Source organism: Streptococcus panodentis, from assembly GCF_017884005.1.
GTDB lineage: Bacteria > Bacillota > Bacilli > Lactobacillales > Streptococcaceae > Streptococcus > Streptococcus panodentis.
In genome coordinates this window covers 1-19,542 of sequence record NZ_QFAY01000032.1, presented here as the reverse complement: position 1 = coordinate 19,542, position 19,542 = coordinate 1, and the positions used below count along the sequence as shown (strand labels likewise).

The 19,542-nt window shown below is 49.2% G+C and carries 13 protein-coding genes and 1 pseudogene; 3 read left to right on the top strand and 11 right to left on the bottom strand.

Translation table 11 applies throughout. The features are described 5' to 3' along the window. Positions 1 to 12: 12 nt before the first annotated feature. Positions 13 to 2,565: a DNA mismatch repair protein MutS gene (gene mutS / locus DHL47_RS11820; protein WP_209552027.1), complete on the bottom strand. Its 2,553-nt coding sequence runs from the start codon at positions 2,563 to 2,565 to the stop codon at positions 13 to 15. 64 nt (positions 2,566 to 2,629) lie between these two features. Next, positions 2,630 to 3,067, bottom strand: coding sequence for an arginine repressor (gene argR / locus DHL47_RS11815; RefSeq protein WP_128835042.1), 438 nt, complete (start codon positions 3,065 to 3,067; stop codon positions 2,630 to 2,632). A 137-nt stretch (positions 3,068 to 3,204) separates the two neighbouring features. Here argR and argS point away from each other — a divergent pair, with 137 nt between their 5' ends. Then, on the top strand, positions 3,205 to 4,893 hold the full coding sequence (argS, locus tag DHL47_RS11810) for an arginine--tRNA ligase (protein WP_209552026.1): 1,689 nt from the start codon (positions 3,205 to 3,207) through the stop codon (positions 4,891 to 4,893). Between the two features lie 32 nt (positions 4,894 to 4,925). Here argS and nrdI read toward each other — a convergent pair whose 3' ends face one another. The 4 genes from nrdI to malQ form a co-directional block, all read right to left on the bottom strand. Then, positions 4,926 to 5,414, bottom strand: a complete 489-nt coding sequence (nrdI, locus tag DHL47_RS11805) for a class Ib ribonucleoside-diphosphate reductase assembly flavoprotein NrdI (RefSeq protein WP_209552035.1) — start codon at positions 5,412 to 5,414, stop codon at positions 4,926 to 4,928. Between the two features lie 183 nt (positions 5,415 to 5,597). Continuing rightward, on the bottom strand, positions 5,598 to 6,113 hold the full coding sequence (locus DHL47_RS11800; RefSeq protein ID WP_209552025.1) for an ABC transporter permease: 516 nt from the start codon (positions 6,111 to 6,113) through the stop codon (positions 5,598 to 5,600). Between the two features lie 290 nt (positions 6,114 to 6,403). Further along, the gene (gene glgP / locus DHL47_RS11795) at positions 6,404 to 8,665 is read right to left on the bottom strand and encodes a glycogen/starch/alpha-glucan family phosphorylase (RefSeq protein ID WP_209552024.1); all 2,262 of its coding nucleotides are present in this window, start codon (positions 8,663 to 8,665) and stop codon (positions 6,404 to 6,406) included. A gap of 21 nt (positions 8,666 to 8,686) precedes the next feature. After that, positions 8,687 to 10,204 carry a 4-alpha-glucanotransferase gene (gene malQ / locus DHL47_RS11790; RefSeq protein ID WP_128835050.1) on the bottom strand — a complete coding sequence of 506 codons (1,518 nt, stop codon included), beginning with the start codon at positions 10,202 to 10,204 and terminating at the stop codon, positions 8,687 to 8,689. Positions 10,205 to 10,787: 583 nt separating this feature from the next. Here malQ and DHL47_RS11785 point away from each other — a divergent pair. Further along, positions 10,788 to 11,774, top strand: a complete 987-nt coding sequence (locus tag DHL47_RS11785) for a LacI family DNA-binding transcriptional regulator (protein ID WP_209552023.1) — start codon at positions 10,788 to 10,790, stop codon at positions 11,772 to 11,774. Positions 11,775 to 11,801: 27 nt separating this feature from the next. Then, positions 11,802 to 13,877, top strand: coding sequence for a type I pullulanase (gene pulA, locus DHL47_RS11780; RefSeq protein ID WP_209552022.1), 2,076 nt, complete (start codon positions 11,802 to 11,804; stop codon positions 13,875 to 13,877). Positions 13,878 to 14,556: 679 nt separating this feature from the next. On the opposite strand, the gene DHL47_RS11775 is transcribed toward pulA, so the two are convergent. From DHL47_RS11775 to DHL47_RS11755, 5 genes and pseudogenes are all read right to left on the bottom strand, one after another. Continuing rightward, positions 14,557 to 15,492, bottom strand: coding sequence for a YitT family protein (locus tag DHL47_RS11775; protein ID WP_209552021.1), 936 nt, complete (start codon positions 15,490 to 15,492; stop codon positions 14,557 to 14,559). Next, entirely contained in the window at positions 15,479 to 17,233 is a 1,755-nt protein-coding gene (gene aspS, locus DHL47_RS11770; protein ID WP_209552020.1) for an aspartate--tRNA ligase, read from the bottom strand. The genes DHL47_RS11775 and aspS overlap by 14 nt, the downstream gene beginning before the upstream one ends. Before the next feature lie 153 nt (positions 17,234 to 17,386). After that, positions 17,387 to 17,593 (bottom strand): hypothetical protein, encoded by a 207-nt coding sequence (locus DHL47_RS11765; protein ID WP_209552019.1) that lies wholly within the window; start codon positions 17,591 to 17,593, stop codon positions 17,387 to 17,389. A 156-nt stretch (positions 17,594 to 17,749) separates the two neighbouring features. Then, positions 17,750 to 18,448: a TipC family immunity protein gene (locus DHL47_RS11760; RefSeq protein ID WP_209552018.1), complete on the bottom strand. Its 699-nt coding sequence runs from the start codon at positions 18,446 to 18,448 to the stop codon at positions 17,750 to 17,752. 1 nt (position 18,449) lies between these two features. After that, positions 18,450 to 19,542, bottom strand: a pseudogene (locus DHL47_RS11755) (hypothetical protein); the annotation flags it as partial.

Here is a 19,542-nt window from a genome sequence, read left to right as displayed (position 1 = left end):
TGTTCTTTTCTTTCACAGCTTCTTCTTCATCTCCGCCACTGCGGTTAGGACTTCCAGCGGGGTCATGTTGTAGAGGTCCAGCTGGCGCAGATCTTCCAGGACTGGGTTTTCCGGTTCTTCTGCAAAGAGACTGATTTGCTCAGAAACCTGCGGACGGACTGCTGGTGTGGGGGGATTTGGAGAGGCCGCAGGCGACTGCCGATCCTGGCCTTCCAGCATAGTCAGGATGCTGTCAGCCCGCTCCAGCAGGTCTTCCGGCATACCGGCAATCTTAGCCACATGAATCCCGTAGGATTTATCAGCCGGTCCCGGCTCAATCTTGTGCAGGAAGGTCACCTGCCCATCCTTTTCCAAGGTCGCGACATGGACATTTTCCAGCCGATTCAGAGAATGCTCCAGATCTGTCAGCTCATGATAGTGGGTGGCAAAAAGGGTCTTGGCCCCCGTCCGGTCATGGATGTATTCGATAATAGCCTGAGCCAGCGCCATCCCATCATAGGTCGCCGTTCCCCGGCCCAGCTCATCAAAGAGGATGAGCGAATGCTGGCTGGCCTGGCGAATGGCCCGGTTGGCCTCCATCATCTCCACCATGAAGGTCGACTGGCCGGATACCAGATCATCCGCTGCCCCAATCCGGGTAAAAATGGCATCGAAAATGGGCAGACTGGCAGACTCCGCCGGCACATAAGAGCCCATCTGAGCCATGATGACGATAATGGCCAGCTGACGCATGTAGGTAGACTTCCCGCTCATATTGGGCCCTGTAATCAGCTGAATATCAGTCGCCGCATCTAAAACAATGCTGTTGGGAATGTAACTCTGGGCTCCCATGACCTTTTCTACCACCGCATGCCGGCCCTTCTCAATCCGGAGCTCCCGCTCTTCCGTAAAGTCCGGCCGCACCAGATGCTGCTGCTCAGCCACTGCCGCAAAGCTCTGCAGGACATCAACTGTCGCCAAAGCCGTTGCCAGACTTTGCAGGCGCTGGATGTACTTGCCGGCTTCCTCACGGATGCGCATGAAAATCTCATACTCCAGATTGGCAGACTTCTCACGCGCCTCCAGCATTTCTCCCTCAATCCGGGCCAGCTCTTCCGTCCCGAAACGCTCGGAATTCTTAAGAGTAGCCTTGCGGAAGAAATGGCTGGGTACACGAGCCAGCTGGGAATTGGTCACATGGAAATAGTAGCCATCTTTTTTATTGTATTCTATCTTCAGATTGCTGATGCCGCTGGCTTCTCTTTCCTTGCTCTCCATATCCGCAATCCAGCCTGTGCCGTCCCGCATGATTACCCGATACTTGTCCAGTCTTTCATCAAAGCCTGTCTGGATGATATTGCCTTCAGTGATGACATGAGGAGCATCCGGGGATATGGCCGCATCAATCAGTCCGGCCAGCTCTGGAATTTCATCCATCTGCTCCACCAGACCGGCCAGATGCGGACTGTCCATCCCCTGTAAAATCGCCTTGATCTGCGGGACATTGCCCAGCGTAGCAGCCAGCTGCAGCAGGTCCTTGGGATTGGTCTTGCCAAAAGACACCCGACTGGCCAGGCGCTCTATATCGTAGACGCCCTTCAGGCTCTCGGTCAAATCGCTCCGCTCAAAGAAATGGTCCAGAAAGTCCTGCACAATATTCTGACGGCGGACTATCCGCTTCCGATCAATCAAAGGCTGCTGGATCCAAGCCCGCAGCAGACGGCCCCCCATAGCTGTCTTGGTCTCATCCATGAGCCAGTAAAGGCTGCCGTGCTTCTTTCCTGTCCGAGCATTCTCAGTCAGATCCAGACTGGCCTTGCTGGCATAGTCCATTTGCAGGAAATCCCTGATTTCATAGTGGTGGGCTTTTTTTAAATGGCTGAGCTCCCGCATCTGAGTGCGATGAACATACTCCAAGAGCTTGCCCGCTGCCTGATGCTCTGTCTTGGACAGACCGTCTCCCAGCAGCTGCACATCCTCCAAGGCTTGATCAACCTGCGAAAGCAGCAGATTCATCTGGCCGGCCAAGACCTGCTCCTCAGCTTCAGGCAATTCATAGCCCAGCACGACTTCGCGCGCCCGCAGATTGCGGATTTCGCCGCAGACCAAGGCAAAGTCACTGAGACTGGTCACCTGAAATTCTCCAGTGACCAGATCCATATAGGCCAGACCGTAAAGGCCGTCTGCCCGGTCCAAAGCTGCCAGAAAGTTATTTTCACTGTCGGGCTTGCTGGAATCCACCACCGTACCCGGTGTAATAACCTGAACCACTTCCCGCTTGACCACACCCTTGGCTTCTTTGGGATCCTCCATCTGCTCGGCAATCGCTACCTTGTAGCCCGACTCGACCAAAACATCAATATACTGCTGAGCCGAATGATAAGGCACCCCTGCCATGGGAATGGGGTTTTCAGCATTTTTATTGCGGCTGGTTAAAGAAATTTCCAAAATCTGAGCGGCATTGACCGCATCATCATAGAATAACTCATAAAAATCACCCATGCGGAAAAGCAGAAAAGCATCAGGATAATGCTGCTTGATGTCCAAATACTGCTGCATGCCCGGTGATAATTTGTCTGCTGTCATCTCTGTCCTTTCTAAAAACAAACGAGGCCAGGACTCCTGTCTCAACCTCTCGTCGTTGTGCCGCTTACATCAGTGCACTTATCTGTCCTTCAATCTCCCCGGCAGCTGCTTGGTCCCGGCAAATTACCAGCAGGGTATTGGCTCCTGCGACTGTCCCAAGGATGCGGCTGTCAGGCGTCCCGTCAACGATATTGGCTAAGACCGTCGCCTCTCCCAGACCGGTCCGAAAAACCAAGCTAAATTCCGCACGGGCCACACTCTGAATATGTCTGGCCAAAAATTCAATCAAATCAATTTCTTCTGTTTCATGGGCCAGGACATAATAAGTCTGGCCGCCCTTTTTAACCTTGGTCAGGCCGATTTCCCGCAGATCGCGGGACAGGGTGGTCTGGGTCACATAAATCCCCTGCGCCTCCAGGCGGTCCTGAATTTCCTTCTGGGTGCCCAGTTTTTCCTCCTTAATCATCATTTTAACGAGCTGATGACGATCACTTTTTCTCATTTCTACCTCATTTGCTGAATATTTATACTTCTCATTATATCAAAAAATTCATATTATCCCAAAAATTATTCCCAAAAAAATTGAAGATTCCTTGAAAAATGTGATAAAATAATATCAAAAGACTCAAAGGAGCAGATATGGATAATAAACAGTTGATTGCCGGCGAATTAGCCAAGGTTATTGACAGCCTTGACCAAGATGCTATTTTAAATTTGTTGGAACAGCCAAAAAGTTCTGAACTGGGCGATATTGCCTTCCCAGCCTTCTCTCTCGCTAAGACAGAGCGCAAGGCTCCGCAGGCCATTGCTGCTGACATTGCTGATAAGATTGACAGCACTCACTTTGACAAGGTCGCAGCGACCGGACCTTATGTCAACTTCTTCCTCAATAAGGCTGAAATTTCCGGCCAGGTCATCAAAGAAGTGATCAAGGAAGGCAGCGACTATGGCCAGCAGGACGAAGGCAAGGGGGAAAATATCACCATTGATATGTCCAGCCCTAATATTGCCAAACCATTCTCAGTCGGCCACCTGCGCTCTACTGTCATCGGCGATGCTCTGTCCAATATCTTCCGCAAAATGGGCTACAACACCATTAAAATCAACCACTTGGGCGACTGGGGCAAACAGTTCGGCCTCCTCATGGTCGCCTATAAAAAATGGGGCAGTCAGGCAGCAGTTGAAGCCAATCCGATTGACGAGCTCCTTAAGCTCTATGTGCGAATCAATGCAGAAATCGAAAACGACCCCGCTCTGGACGATGAAGCCCGCCTCTGGTTCAAGAAACTGGAAGACGGAGATCCGGAAGCGACCGAGCTTTGGCAGTGGTTCCGCGACGAAAGCCTGGTCGAATTCAACCGCATCTATGACCTGCTGGGAGTAGAATTTGACAGCTTCAACGGGGAAGCTTTCTACAACGACAAGATGGATGAGGGCATCCAAATTCTGGAAGAAAAAGGCCTCCTGCAGGAGTCCAAGGGTGCCAGCATCGTAGACTTGGAAGAGTTTAACCTGCCGCCAGCCCTGATCAAGAAATCAGACGGTGCGACTCTTTATATCACGCGCGATATGGCGACCGCCATGTACCGGGCCCGCACCTACCATTTCGTGAAAAATGTCTATGCCGTAGGGCAGGAGCAGTCCAACCACTTCCGCCAGCTCAAGGCCGTCCTGAAGAAGATGGGCTTTGACTGGAGCGATGACATGGTTCACGTAGACTTTGGCCTGGTGACGAAAAACCGCCAGAAACTCTCCACCCGTAAGGGAAATATCATTCTGCTGGAACCAACCCTGCAGGAAGCCATCAGTCGGGCTAAGAGCCAAATCGAAGCTAAAAATCCAGAACTGGAAAACAAGGATGACGTGGCTCATGCTGTCGGTGTCGGTGCGGTGAAATTCTATGACCTGAAAACCGACCGCCGCAATGGCTATGACTTTGATCTGGAAGCCATGGTTTCCTTTGAGGGAGAGACCGGCCCTTACATCCAGTATGCTTATGCCCGGATCCAGTCTATCCTGCGCAAGGCTAACTTTGCGCCGTCAGCCGATGCCAGCTACAGCCTCAATGATGCTGAAAGCTGGGAAATTATCAAGCTGCTCCAGGACTTCAGCCGTGTTATCAAACGGGCTTCTGATAACTTTGACCCGTCGCTGATTGCCAAATATGCAATCAGTCTGGCTCAGGCCTTTAACAAATACTATGCCCATACCCGCATCTTGGACGACAGCCCTGAACGCGACAGCCGTCTGGCACTCAGCTATTCTACTGCCCTTGTCCTCAAGGAAGCCCTGCGCCTGCTGGGGGTAGAAACACCTGAGAAAATGTAAACCTGATTTGCAAATTTTAAAAAAACGGAAGCTCAAAACGAGCTTTCGTTTTTTTCAATGCCATAAAGGTCTTCAATAATCCCGGCAACTTTCTTAATATCGCCCAGCATGCCGCGCATTTCAAAGTCGGCTAAAACGGGGAAACCAAAGCGCTCTGAATACTGCTTGGCTGTCAGGCAGTATTGGTTGTTAAAGTTGCGGTTGCCGCTGCCGACAATGCCCAGACACTTGCTGGCATTATCTCCATAGGCAATAAAATCCGCCACATCGGTCGTCAGAATTTCCACATCGCCATTGTCCACGCCGTTGCCGCCTTCCAGATAGGTGGGCAGAAAAGCGATAAAAGGATTGGCCATCTCAAAGAAGGGCTGCCCTTCCTTGACCATGTCTTTGATGGGAATCTGCTCCACTTCTATGTCTGGATGCAGCTCCAGCAGGTAGTCTGACAGCCGGCGGACAAAGCTTTCTGTATTGCCGCTGAGACTGATATATACTAAGGAAACTTTCATTTTCTCTCCAATCTATGAACACAGGTTCTACTACTCTTCAAAAATCTCTTCAAAGCATGTCAGCGTCGCCTTGCCGTAGTTCAGTACAGCCTGAGGCTAGCCTCCTAGTTTGCTTGTTGATTTTCATTGAATATAAATAAAAGACATCTGATTGCCTGTTGAAATTGTCAGCTCTCAGATCTCTTTTTTCAAAGCTTATTGAACTGCTTGGATTTCTTCCTTTTCCAGTTCCTTTTGCAGCTTCAGCAGTTTAAAAACAGTCAGCCCTAAAAAGACAAGGTTCAGTCCGACAAAGACGGCGACACCAAGCAAGCTGCTGGAACGCATGCCCTTGCGAGTGGCTTCGTCGGTAAAAAGATTAAAGAGCGGAGAAGCAGAGACATAATTGTAAACCAAGCCAATGATGGCCAAGAGCACGTAAAAAATATAAATGATGTTTGCCAGCTGGACATTTTTTCTCAGCAAAACGACAATAGCTGCAATCAAAACCGCTGCTGATAGAAAAAAGAGCAGGATACTGATACCGTTATGGCTCAGTTCATAAGATTTTTTAGAATACTCATTCAGCTGGTCAGACAAGGCTGCAGAATACCCAGCCTGAGTATAATCAATCACTGTATATTGGTTAAAGAACCGTCCCCAAACTCCAAGCAAGGTTACAAGCGTGGACAAGCCCAGCAAAATATAAAGATAAATTGGTTTCTTTTTCATAACAGCCTCCTGTAAGAAATGTTTTTACTTATTATACACCGAAAAGACAGGACTGACAAGGGCAAAAAATGACACGCTGCTGTAAGGGCTGGATTTCTCCTCGCTTTCCTCCTCATCTGAGACTTCCAGACAACACAAAAAGCCGAAACACTGCTGTCTCGGTTTTTGCTTTGATGCAAAGAATATTATACTCGATGAAAATCAACAAGCAAACTAGGAGGCTAGCCACAGGCTGTACTGGACTACGGCAAGGCGACGCTGACATGCTTTGAAGAGATTTTCCAAGAGTATTAATTGTTCAGGTGCCAGACTTCCTCCTCGTACTGAGCAATGGTCCGGTCGGATGAGAAGAAGCCGGCCTTGGCAATGTTGACCAGAACTTTTTCCAGCCAGCCCTCGCGGTCCTCATAGTCCGCCAGCATACGCTCCTTGACTGCAATATAGTCTTCCAGATCCAGCAGGGTCATAAACCAGTCCTTGCGAATCAGCTCATTGTAGAGGCGTTCCAAGCGCTCGGCTTTCCCGACAGCCAGCACTGTATCGCTGATGATAAAGTCCACCAATGGCTTAATCGCCTCACGCGCATAGTACTCACTAGACTTGTAAGCTTCCTTAGCGTAAAGGTCAATGACCGTCTCGGAGTCTTTACCGAAGATATAGATATTGTCCTCACCAACCAGCTCGGCGATTTCCACATTGGCACCGTCCATGGTGCCCAAGGTCAGAGCACCGTTCAGCATGAACTTCATGTTACCAGTACCGGATGCTTCCTTGGAAGCCAGGGAAATCTGCTCAGAAATATCACCGGCCGCAATCAGGAAGCTGGAGGCTGTGACATTGTAGTTTTCCACCATGACTACCTGCAGATGCGGCGCCACTTCTGGGTCCTTGGCAATCACCTCTGACAGGCAGAGGATGAGGTGGATGATGTCCTGGGCAATCGTGTAGGCAGGAGCAGCCTTGCCGCCAAAGAAGACAGTAATCGGACGGGCAGGAATGTTGCCAGCCTTGATATCCAGATATTTAGAAATGACATAGAGAGCATTCATCTGCTGACGTTTGTACTCATGCAGGCGCTTGATTTGAATATCAAAGATCGAGTCTGGATTGATTTCTGCGCCTTGCACTTCTTTCAGGTGGCGGGCCAGCTTGCGTTTATTGTGAGCCTTGATCTGCTCCAGCTTTTCTTTGACATCGGCAGCGCCGGAAAAGTCCAGCAGGCCTTCCAGCTTGGCTGCATCGTGATGCCAGTCCCGGCCCAGCAGTTCATCCAGATAGTGGGACAGGCGCGGGTTGGCGTGCATGAGCCAGCGGCGGAAGGTAATGCCGTTGGTTTTGTTGTTGAATTTTTCAGGGTAGATGTCGTAGAAAGCCTTGAGCTCAGAGTTTTTCAGGATTTCTGTATGCAGAGCCGCGACCCCATTGACACTATAGCCATAGTGAATGTCCATATGGGCCATGTGCACGCGCTTGTATTCGTCGATAATCTGCACCGCCGGATCGCTGTAGCTTTCCTTGATGCGGCGGTCCAATTCTTCAATGATGGGCACCAGATGGGGCACCACTTCCTGCAGGAAGTCCAGCGGCCATTTTTCCAGCGCTTCGGCCAAGATGGTATGGTTGGTATAGGCTGTCATCTTTCGCACGATGCTGATGGCTTCATCCAAGTCTAAACCGCGCTCGGTCAGGAGACGGATCATTTCTGGGATGACCAGAGACGGATGGGTGTCATTGATCTGAATGACGGCATAGTCCGCCAAATCATGCAGGTTGCTGCCCTTTTCAATCGCTTCGTCAATAATCAGCTGCGCGCCATTGGACACCATAAAGTACTGCTGGAAGATCCGAAGCAATTCCCCCTGCCTGTCGCTGTCATCCGGATAGAGGAAGAGAGTCAGGTTGCGGGCAATGTCTGTCTTATCAAAGTCAATGCCGTCTGCGATGATGGCTGCATCCACAGAGTCCAAATCAAAGAGACGGAGCCGGTTCTTGGTCGCTGTCTTATAGCCCGGCACATCAATATCATAGAGCGTAGATGTCAGAGTGAAGTGAGCAAAAGGCACCTGATAGCTGCGGCTGGATCTAACCAGCCAGCTCTGCTCTGTCAGCCAGAAATTGGGAACAGCCGTCTGCTCATTGTTTTTCAGGACCTGCTGGAAGAGGCCGAAGTGGTAGTTGAGCCCCACGCCGTCACCATTGAGCTCCAGAGTCGCAATCGAGTCCAGGAAACAGGCCGCCAGACGGCCCAGACCGCCATTCCCCAGAGACGGCTCCAGTTCCACTTCTTCGACTGCAATCAGGTCCTTGCCGGCATCGGCCAGTTCCTGCTTGACTTGGTCGTACAGACCTAGATTGATCAGATTGTTGGACAGGAGCTTCCCGATGAGAAATTCGGCTGAGATGTAGTAGAGTTTCTTCTTGCCGGTATTAACGGGCTTTTGAGCGCTGGCCGCTTTGGTATAATTCAAAAGAGCCAGATACAGTTCTTCATTGCTGCAGTCAGCAAGGTCTTTTTGATAATGATTTTTAATATAGGTTTGTAAATTGGACATGATTTCTCCTGTAAAGAATAATTAATTCTGTTTTTCTAGTAATTTTCTGTTCAGCCGGCGGTAGGTCTTGGTCAGTCTGTAGAGCTCCCCTTCTACTATAGGGTTGAGCTGGTCTGCCGTCATGCGCCAGTCCCAGTTGCCGCCAATGGTCGATGGGTAGTTCATCCGGGCTTCGCTGCCCAGTTCCAGCAGGTCCTGCATGGTCGCAATAGCCATAAAGCTGACCGAGGCAAAGATGGTCCGCAGCATAGCATGAGGCACTGTTTCGTATTCCCTGCGGTTGGTATAGGCCGCCATATACTCGCGGACTTCGTCCTTGATCTCGTTCTGATACCAGCCCAGCACGGTATTATTGTCGTGAGTGCCGGTATACATGACAGAATTGTTGCTGGCCAGATGCGGGCTGTCAATGCTTTCATCATTGGGATTGAAGGCAAACTGCAGAATCTTCATGCCGGGGAAGCCTGTCCGCTCACGCAGTTCAATGACTTCCTCAGTCATAAAGCCCAAGTCCTCAGCGATGATATTCAGATCCCCCAATGCTTCCTTGACTGCTGCAAAAAGCTTGTAGCCCGGACCTTTGACCCACTTGCCGGGAGCCGCTGTGTCTGCCTCGGCAGGGATTTCCCAGTAAGACTCAAAGCCGCGGAAATGATCGATGCGCACGATGTCATAAATCTTGAAGCTCTCCCGCAGGCGTTCGATCCACCAGCGGTAGCCGTCCCTGTCCATGGCTTCCCAATCATAGATAGGATTGCCCCAGAGCTGACCGGTTTCGGAAAATTCATCCGGCGGGCAGCCCGCGACACAGGTCGGTCTGCCGGCAGCATCCGTCTTAAAGAAATGCGGCTGAGCCCAGACATCGCAGCTATCCGCTGCCACATAGATTGGCATATCGCCGACAATTTCAATCTGCCGCTCATTAGCATAAGCTTTCAGGCTTAACCACTGCTTAAAGAAGAAATACTGGCTGACCCGATGGTAAGTCAGTTGCTCAGCCAGCTGCTCTCTGTACGCGGCTATGGCCTCCGGCCGACGCAGACGGGCATCTGCATCCGGCCATTCGGTCCAGGCTTTCAAGCCAAAGTATTCCTTGATGGCCATATATTCTGCGTAGATTTCCAGCCAGGTCTGATTGGCCTCAACAAAGGCTTGGTAGTCAGCCCTATCCCCCCGCTGCAGAAAATTTGCAGCAGCCTTTTCCAAAAGCGGCCGGCGGGCCTTGAAAATTTTTGCATAATCCACTTTTTGGGGATTGCTGCCAAAGTCCACCCCGGCTAAGTCAGCCTCTGTCAGCAGCCCTTCAGCAATCAGTAGGTCCATATCAATGAAGTGGGTATTGCCTGCAAAAGCTGAAAAGGACTGGTAGGGAGAATCCCCGTAGCTAGTCGTTCCCAGCGGCAGAATCTGCCAATAGCGCTGCTTGGTCCGCACCAAAAAGTCCACAAAATCATAAGCGCTCTGCCCAAAAGAACCAATCCCGTATTTCCCCGGGAGAGAAGAAATATGCATGAGAACACCGCTCTGTCTCTCTTTCATACTGATCACCTCAAAATTTTTTCCTGCATTTCCCACTTTATTTCGTGAAAACGTTTGCGCTGATTTGATTATAACGCATTTCTTTTTTTAGCGCAAGACTTATTTGGATTTTTTCCGGTAAAATTCGGAAAAAATCCAGCCTCCGTTCCCTATTAATCCAGCCAGAAAGCTTTTGTGCTTTTTCTGCTTTTCTCTTTCTTGCAAGCGTTCTCTTTTTGTGTTAAAATGTTTCTATAAACAGAAAACGTTTGCGCTTGCTGTCCTATCCCTTTTTCAGCCGTTGGAGAGGCTAAAAAGACGGGAAAAATGCGGGCCGCTCTCAAACTGCTGAATCAGTCAAAGCGGACAGCCTACGCATGTTACAGCAAAAGAACAGCAAGCTCCGCCAGAGGGCCTGCCGCTTGAAATCCGTATGAATGTTTGCATAGCAATGTTTTGCAGCAGCTGCCAGATACACTTGGGAAAAGGCCTCAAGGCTCGCCTGCTGGCTTTGCTGGTGATTGCCAGGGGGTGAGGCGGGATTGGACTGGAAGCGCAGCGGATTGGATTGATACTCAAAAAGAGCAGAAATGAGGAAGCTAGGATGCGTGTTACCATTAAAGAAGTTGCCAAGTTAGCTGGCGTGTCACCCTCGACGGTGACCCGTGTTGTGCAAAATAAATCAACCATCAGCGAAGAAACCAAAAAACGGGTCCGGGCGGCCATGAAAGAGCTGGACTACCACCCCAATCTCAATGCCAGAAGCCTGGTCAGCCAGTCCACTCAGGTCATCGGACTGGTGCTGCCGGATGATTCGGACGTCTTCTACCAAAACCCTTTCTTCCCGACTGTGCTGCGGGGGATTTCGCAGGTGGCTTCCGACTATGACTACGCTATCCAGATCAGCACCGGTCAGGATGAAGAGCACCGGCTGGAAAATCTCAAGCAGATGATTTACGGTAAGCGTGTGGACGGCTTGATTTTTCTCTATTCTAAGCCGGACGACCCCTTGGTAGACTTTGCCGCCAAAAATCAATTTCCTTTCCTGATTCTGGGAAAGGCTGTGTCACCTTTCATCTCACTGGTGGATAATGACAATATCAAGGCTGGCTATGATGCCGCCAAGTATTTCCTTGAAAAGGGCTGCAAAAAAATTGCTTTTCTGGCCGGAAATAAAGAACTGGTCGTATCTCAGGACCGCTTTGCCGGCTACCAGCAGGCGCTGAAAGAGGCCGGGCTGCCTTTTGACGACAGCATTGTGAAGTTTTCCTTTGGCTTTCTGCTGGAGGATAACAGCTACAAGATTATGGAAAAGCTGCCGCTGGATGAGATTGAAGCCATCGTCACATCGGACAGCTTAGTCGCCGAAGGGGCACTCCATTACCTGAGAGACCGGGACGACCGTTTCCCTATTATCACTTTTGATTCGATACAGCCACGCATTGACGTGGATGCCTATATTGACATCAATGCTCTGGAGCTGGGCAAAGAATCCTTCCGAACCCTCTTTCAAATCATCAAAGACAGCAAGGAAGACAAGCATATCTGCTACCGCCAGCTCATTCCGCATACTGTCGTCACCAACCGTTAGTGCATTTTTCTAAAAAGGAGGCAAGCCATGGTCTTTCGGAAGTTTGAGGCTTATTTGGACGATGAAAATATCATCAGCATTGAACTGGAAAAAAACTTTGATGCCTACTCCATCCACTTTACGCTGGAGGACCGGCACAGCTCCAGTCCTCTGACGATTAAAAATATTAACAATCAGGAAGAACGGATTATCTACACGGTTTCTGCTAATGAGCCCATTGACCTGACCCAGTCCTACAAGGTCTATGATCAGGACCGCAACCATACTGGCCTGCAGTACCGCCATATCGTTCAAAAGCCGGTTTTTGACCAAATCTTTGACTGCAGCGACACAGACTTAGGCGCTCGCTACAGCCCGCAGGCGACGGATTTCAAGCTCTGGGCTCCTATTTCAGAAAAGGTCCTCCTGCATCTCAAACATCAGGTCTATCATCTCAAGCGGCTGGACAAGGGGGTCTGGCATACCCGGGTCGAGGGGGATTTGGAAGGGCAGGCCTACTCCTACCTTCACAAGGTCAACGGCAGGTGGGCGGAAGTCCACGACCCCTATGCCCTGTCCTCTGATGTCAATTCCGGCAGCAGCTATATTATTGATTTGAACCGCATCGCCAAGCCTATTCAGCGGGCTAAGACTCAGCTGGACCCGACCGAGGCGGTCATCTACGAAATGAGTGTCCGCGACTTTTCTATGCAAAAAGAGGCTGGTTTTTCACAGCCCGGTAAATTTGCTTCTCTGAGCGAGTCACCGCAGGTTCACGGCCAGCGATTTGGCCTGGATTATCTGAAAAATCTGGGCATCAGCCACGTCCAGCTCATGCCGGTCTATGATTTCGGCAGCGTTGACGAAAAACACCCTGAATTGGTCTATAACTGGGGTTATGACCCCGTCCAGTACAATGTCCCTGACGGCAGCTTTACCAGCAAGCCGCGGGACCCTTATGCCCGCATTGAGGAACTGCAGGCCGCTGTCGCCGCCTATCACCAGGCCGACATCAGTGTCATCATGGATGTCGTCTATAATCACGTTTATAATGCCGACACCTATGCGTTTGAAAAGATTGTTCCCGGCTATTTCTACCGTTTGAATGCCATCGGCTTTCGTACTAACGGCAGCTTCTGCGGCAATGATGTCGCCAGCGAGAAGGCCATGGTTCGCCGCTATATCAAGCAGTCGGTTAGGCAGTGGATTACCCTCTATGGCTTTGACGGTTTCCGCTTTGACCTCATGGGGCTTCTGGATACAGAGACCATGAAGCAGATTGCCCAGGAGCTGAAGGCCATCTATCCCCAGATCTATCTCTACGGAGAAGGCTGGCAGATGGACACCGGGCTGGACACCGAGCTTTTGGCCCATCAGTACAATGCCAAGCAGCTGCCTGACTACGGCTTTTTCAGCGACCACTTCCGCGACACGGTAAAGCAAACCATCGCCCAGAGCCGACAGACTGACGGCAAGGAGGCCGCCAGCCAAATGGCCAATGTCCTAACAGCCAATGTCGGGCTAGAAGGTCCAGCTCACTTTCTGGCTCCCCAGCAGGCTCTCAATTATGTAGAGTGCCATGACAATGCTACTGTCTTTGACTATTTTGACATTCTGAATCCTTCGATTACGCTGCGGCAGCGGCTGGCCAATTCTCGGCTGGCCCTGCATCTGGTCCTGCTGGCTCAGGGCATTCCCTTTATCCACAGCGGGCAGGAGTTTTTCCGGACCAAAAATCTAATAGACAACAGTTACAATCTGCCAGACGAAGTCAACAAGCTGGACTGGCTGCGCTCACTGCATTATATGGAAGACATTGCCTTTTTCAGGAAGCTGATTGCCTTTCGAAGGGCGCATCCGCTCCTGCGCTTCCAGACCAGTGCTGAGATTAAAAAAGCCTGTCAGGTCCGCTGGCTGACGGACAGCCTGCTGGAATACAAGATCCAAAAGGGCAGGCAGACGCTGACCATTGTCGTCAACTTTGGCGACCAAGAGATGCTTTATGAGAACAAAGACAGGCAGCAGCTCTACCTGCAGTATCCGGCCATTGATGTCCAAGCCCCCATCGCTCCTCTGGCGGACAGCTATCCCGTTCCCAGCAAGCAAGTCATCGTGCTGAAATAAGAAAAAAAAGAGCTCTTGTCTCTTTTTTTGTGTACAGTCTTTTAGTTTGCTTTTAGTATGAGGCAGCGAGCCGCAGACAGTACTGGCGTACGGCAAGGCGAGCTAACAAAGTAATAAAAGATAAACTAAATGACGATATTAGACTTGACCGGAACCCCTATGCTGTGTCAGTTGGCCTTAAGCGGTCGGCACACAAGCAAACGCCTCCGTCCTTTCATTGCCGAAAGGAAAAACCTAAGGTCTTTTCGTTTGACCCGCTCAAAAGCTTCAGAGAAGGGGGTTGAGGCGGCGGATAGAGCTTCCGTGAAGAAGTCTCAAAAGCAGGCTATTGAAGCTGGGACAGCCACTCATCTGCAACCTTCCTGCCTCACCATCTCATTTCTGGGCTCGGGCTGGCGGTGGGGCAGAACTAAATTTTTAAAAATTTAGTTCCCTTCACTCTTTTGTTTCTAAGCTCAGGCTGAAAAGGTCCCCCGGAACTGCCTCGCTTTCCGGTTTTCTGGCTCGGGCTGAAAAGGTCCCCCGGAACTGCCTCGCTTTCCGGTTTTCTGGCTCAGGCTGAAAAGGTCCCCCGGAACTGCCTCGCTTTCCAGTTTTCTGGCTCGGGCTGAAAAGGTCCCCCGGAACTGCCTCGCTTTCCAGTTTTCTGGCTCGGGCTGAAAAGGTCCCCCGGACCTTTTCACTCCTCTACAAATCTTCCCAAGATATGTACATTGTCAGCGACGGAGACAAAGGCGGTGGGATCGGTTTTTTTCATGATGTACTTAAACTCATTGAACTCGGCCCGGGTGATGACGGTAATCAGCACTGCCTTTTGCTCATGATTATAGGTTCCTTCTGCGCCCTTGACGACAGTTGCCCCGCGGTGCAGCTTGTTGTGGATTTTGTCAATGACCTTATCGGGATGGCTAGTGATAATCATAGCCTGCATGCGCTTCTGCTTGGTAAAGACAGCATCCGTTACCCGGCTGGATACGAAAATCGTAATCATGGAGTAGAGCGCATATTCCCAGCCAAAGGTCAGACCGGCAATCAGCATGATAATGCCGTTGACAATGAGGGAAATACTGCCGACATTGCGACCCGTTTTCTTGCGAATGGTCAGACTGACAATATCGGTCCCGCCGCTGGAAATACTGGATTTGAGGGCAAATCCAATCCCTGCCCCCATGACTACGCCGCCAAAGAGAGCATTGATAATCGGGTTGGTGGTCAGAGTCACCTCTGGCACAAACTGGATAAAGAGCGAGCTCATACTGACCGTGATAAAGGTAAAGACGGTGAACTTATGGCCGATCTGGTACCAAGCCAAAATCATCAGAGGGATATTAATGGCATAAAAGGTGACGGACACTGGAATGGTAAAGCCCAGAAAGCGGGTACTGAGGGCTGTAATCACCTGAGCCAGACCGGTCGCTCCGCTGGAATAGACATGCCCGGGCTGAAAGAAGAAATTGACCGCTACAGCCGACAGAAAGCCGTAAACAATGGAAGCCGAAATCTTCTCATCGTATTTCTCGCGGGAGATGCTCTTTAAGGTCCGCAGCAGTTTGACATTATAGGCAACTCTGCGAACATAGTAGCGAAAGAGTTTATAAAAATTAGTCCTTTTCATGTGCTTCCACTTGTAAACTTAATTCCTCTAACTGGGCAGCTGCAACTGGGCTAGGTGCCTGGGTCATTGGGTCAGATGCCCTGTTGTTCTTCGGAAAGGCGATAACCTCACGGATATTGTCCTCGCCGGCCAAAAGCATAACGAAACGATCCAGCCCCAGAGCCAAACCGCCGTGCGGCGGGAAGCCGTAGTCCATCGCTTCCAAAAGGAAACCAAACTGCTCAGCAGCCTCCTCAGCTGAGAAGCCCAAAGCCTTGAACATGCGCTCCTGCATGTCTTTCTGGTTGATCCGAAGACTGCCGCCGCCCAGCTCGTAGCCGTTTAAGACAATGTCGTAAGCAATCGCACGAACCTTGCTCAAATCGCCTGCCAGCTCATGAGCCGAATCCTCTTGCGGCAGAGTGAAGGGATGATGGGCGCTCATATAGCGGCCCTCTTCCTCTGACCATTCAAACATCGGCCAGTCTACTACCCAGAGATAGTCAAATCGCGATGGGTCAATCAGGTCCAGCTCTTTAGCCAGCCGAACCCGCAAGGCTCCCAGAGCAGCATTGGCCACTTCTAAAGTATCAGCCACAAAGAGAACTAGGTCATTATTTTCAAGCTGTAAAGCTGCTGTCAACTTGCTTGACAAGTCTGTCAAGAACTTGGCAACCGGGCCTGCCAGCTCACCAGCAGAGTATTTGACCCAGGCCAGCCCCTTGGCACCGTGCTGCTTAGCCTGCTCTGTCAGCTTATCAATGTCCTTGCGGGAATATTTGTCAGCGGCATTTTTCACCACAATCGCTTTAACAGCCGGAGCCTCCGCAAAGACTTTAAAGTCAATCCCCTTGACAAGCTCTGTCAAGTCCTGCAGCAGCATATCAAAGCGGGTATCCGGCTTATCCACTCCATAAAGAGCCATGGCATCATCATATTTCATACGAGGGAAAGGCAGAGACACCTCAATACCCTTGGTCTCTTTCATAACGCGGGCAATCAGGCCTTCTGTAATGTCCTGAATCTCCTGATCAGACAGGAAAGAAGTCTCCAAGTCCACCTGAGTAAACTCTGGCTGACGGTCACCGCGCAAGTCCTCATCCCGGAAGCACTTAACAATCTGATAATAACGATCGAAACCAGCATTCATCAAGAGCTGCTTGGTAATCTGCGGGCTCTGCGGCAGGGCATAGAAATGCCCCGGATGCACCCGGCTGGGCACTAGGTAATCACGCGCCCCTTCTGGCGTTGACTTGGACAGGAAAGGTGTCTCTACATCAAGGAACTCCAGCTCGTCCAGATAATTGCGGATAGAGTGGGTCACCTTAGCACGGAGCTTAAAGTTCTCCAGCATCTCCGGCCGGCGCAGATCCAGATAGCGGTAGCGCAGACGCGTGTCGTCATTGACCTCAATGCCATTTTTGATCTCAAAAGGCGTCGTCTGAGCTGTGTTTAAGACAGTCAGACTTTCCACATGCAGCTCGACGCTTCCTGTCGCCAGCTTGTCATTAGCCTGCTCACGCGCAGCCACCTTGCCCGTCACTTCCAGTACAAACTCACTGCGCAGACTCTCTGCTGTCGCCATGACCTCGGCAGCTACGGTCTCAGGATTGATGACCAGCTGCATTATGCCCTCACGGTCGCGCAAATCAATGAAAATCAGACCGCCCAAATCCCGACGGCGGGCCACCCAGCCCTTCAAGGTGATTTCCTGACCGACATGTTCCGCTCGAACACGTCCCGCATACATGCTACGTTTCATTCTTACTCTCCAAACTTTTAATGCTGTTACTATTTTACCACAAAGAGGCGGGGAAAGTGCACTCACTGACTATTTTTCTGAAAAAAACTCGGATGCCAATCCCACTGGCCAATAGGAAGAAAACCCGCAGAATTTCTGCAGGTTTGTGAATAGCTAATCTTTTTTCCGATCCTCATAGAGACTGGGCGCAAACGCTTTTGTCACCATGGCCGTCAAGAAGCGAAAACCTCCCGCTGCCAGACCAAAAATCGGCGCCAAAGCCCGGAAGAAAAAATCCCCCCGCATAAAATAGGCCAAAAGCCCCGTAATCACAAAGATAGCCAGCCCCTGAATCAGAGCATAGAGCAGAATTTTTTTCATCGCTTCCTCAACTTTCTATAGACTATTATAGCATAAGGAGAGATGTATGGGATGCTTATCTCTATTGTTCTATCCAATAAATTCCATTTTCTTCGAGAATTGTTGCTCTGTTTTACACCAAATCTTTAAAAACTATATTATAAAAAATCTCGAGTATTACTCCTTCCCTATGGTATCCGAGTATTTCACTTTCAAATTCCCCATTTTTTCTTTGGAATAACGCTGACTTCCCTCTTTAAACCAGATATCTAGAAAATAAGTGTAGAGAATTTGGTCAGATTTTTCTGCCAACCAAGCCTGATCAATATCGTAATCCTTCAGATAGTCCAAAATCTCCTCTTTTGACACTAGACTCTTACGTGGAGGCTCCTCACCTCCAATAGAGCGATAAATTTCATCTGCCGTCCGGACATATCCCCTTTTTTTAGATTGATTAATAAAAGCTTGAACAGTAAAATCCGAAACTTTGGAGAAAGCAATGGAAACATTTTGTTTAACGAAGCTGTCCTCATATACATAATCAATATTAAGATAAGTATCTCCTGATAACTTTTTACTATACAGAACAGCAAGCAAGCCATCGGGATTGATATATAGCTGCAAATCTTCATCATCTGCCAACTTAGGTTTGGCACGACGATAGTATATCCAGGCTGGCTCACCTACATATGCCGTATTACTTCTTATGATCTTACTCATATCTGGCAATCCCAGAATGTTTTTATAATGAACACTCGCATAATAGATTTCATCAATTGGGTTTTTTAGGGAATCATAATCTCTATATCTCAGAAAACCAAAAACACTGAGACCTGCTACAAGGAGGGCGAAGAGACTTAGGATAATTTTTTTCATATTAGTTTACTCCTTCTGTGATCAAATCATTGTTTCCTTTACCATTGTCTGCCGTCAAACTATTATAAAAATCATAGGCAACACGATTTTTTTCTCTCAGCTCTTTTAAAGCATTCTTCGGATTGTTCTCTTCTATCAATTCTGCATCTAATAATTCTTTTAATATTCTGTCTCTACCACCGCTATTCTCTACAAATGCTCTCGCACGAGTATATTCCCCTTCTCTAATATCTTTATAATATTGATTAACAGCAGTAGCGTAGTCCACATCTTTCTTCTTCATTAAATTAACAATATTGACCGAGTCTAAATCTGCTTTATAGTCATCATTACCCATCGTTGGTTGCTTCAATGCTTCCCCAGTTGCGTCTCCTCGCCATCCAGCCAATTCATCTGTATACTTTTTTGCTCCAAATAATTTTGATATAGCCTTAGGAATACGCTCATACATAGGAACAGTTGTGTTTTTATAGGAATTTTCAAAAGCTATAACATTAGCACTTCGCAGATGACCGCCTCTATACAAACTAGTAGCTGTGGTAATGCTTTGATGAGCAAAATCACTAATACCTTTCTTTGCTGAATCTTCATGCTGATCTCCGATTGCCTGAGATAATTTTTTAAACTCTGCAGATGTTAAACCGTATTCTTTCTCTAACTGATCTAAGATCCCAAGACTTCCATGGTGACCCGCCTCACCACCAACACCTGCCGTATTAGCCCACATCAACTTATCTTTATATGTGGTATCGTATACAACACCTCCTACCAATCGATTAAATACATAGTCTGCGTTATTTCCTTCTTTTTCTCTTATATTGTTGTATAGTTTAAGCAATATTTTTGCCGTTTCTTTATCAAATCCATATTGTTCTTGTAAATTTTTCTTGAATATTTCATCAGGATTTTTTTGAATGGTAATAAATTTTTCTACCGCTGGATTGATTCCAACATCTGGATGATTTTTCTTATATTCTTCAAAAAATTTAGTTTCCTCATCTGTCAAAGACTTCCCTGCATCCACCTTGTCAATCAGGGAACGATAACGCATCTCCTCTGCCTTGATCTGACGTACTTGCTGGACATGCTGCAAG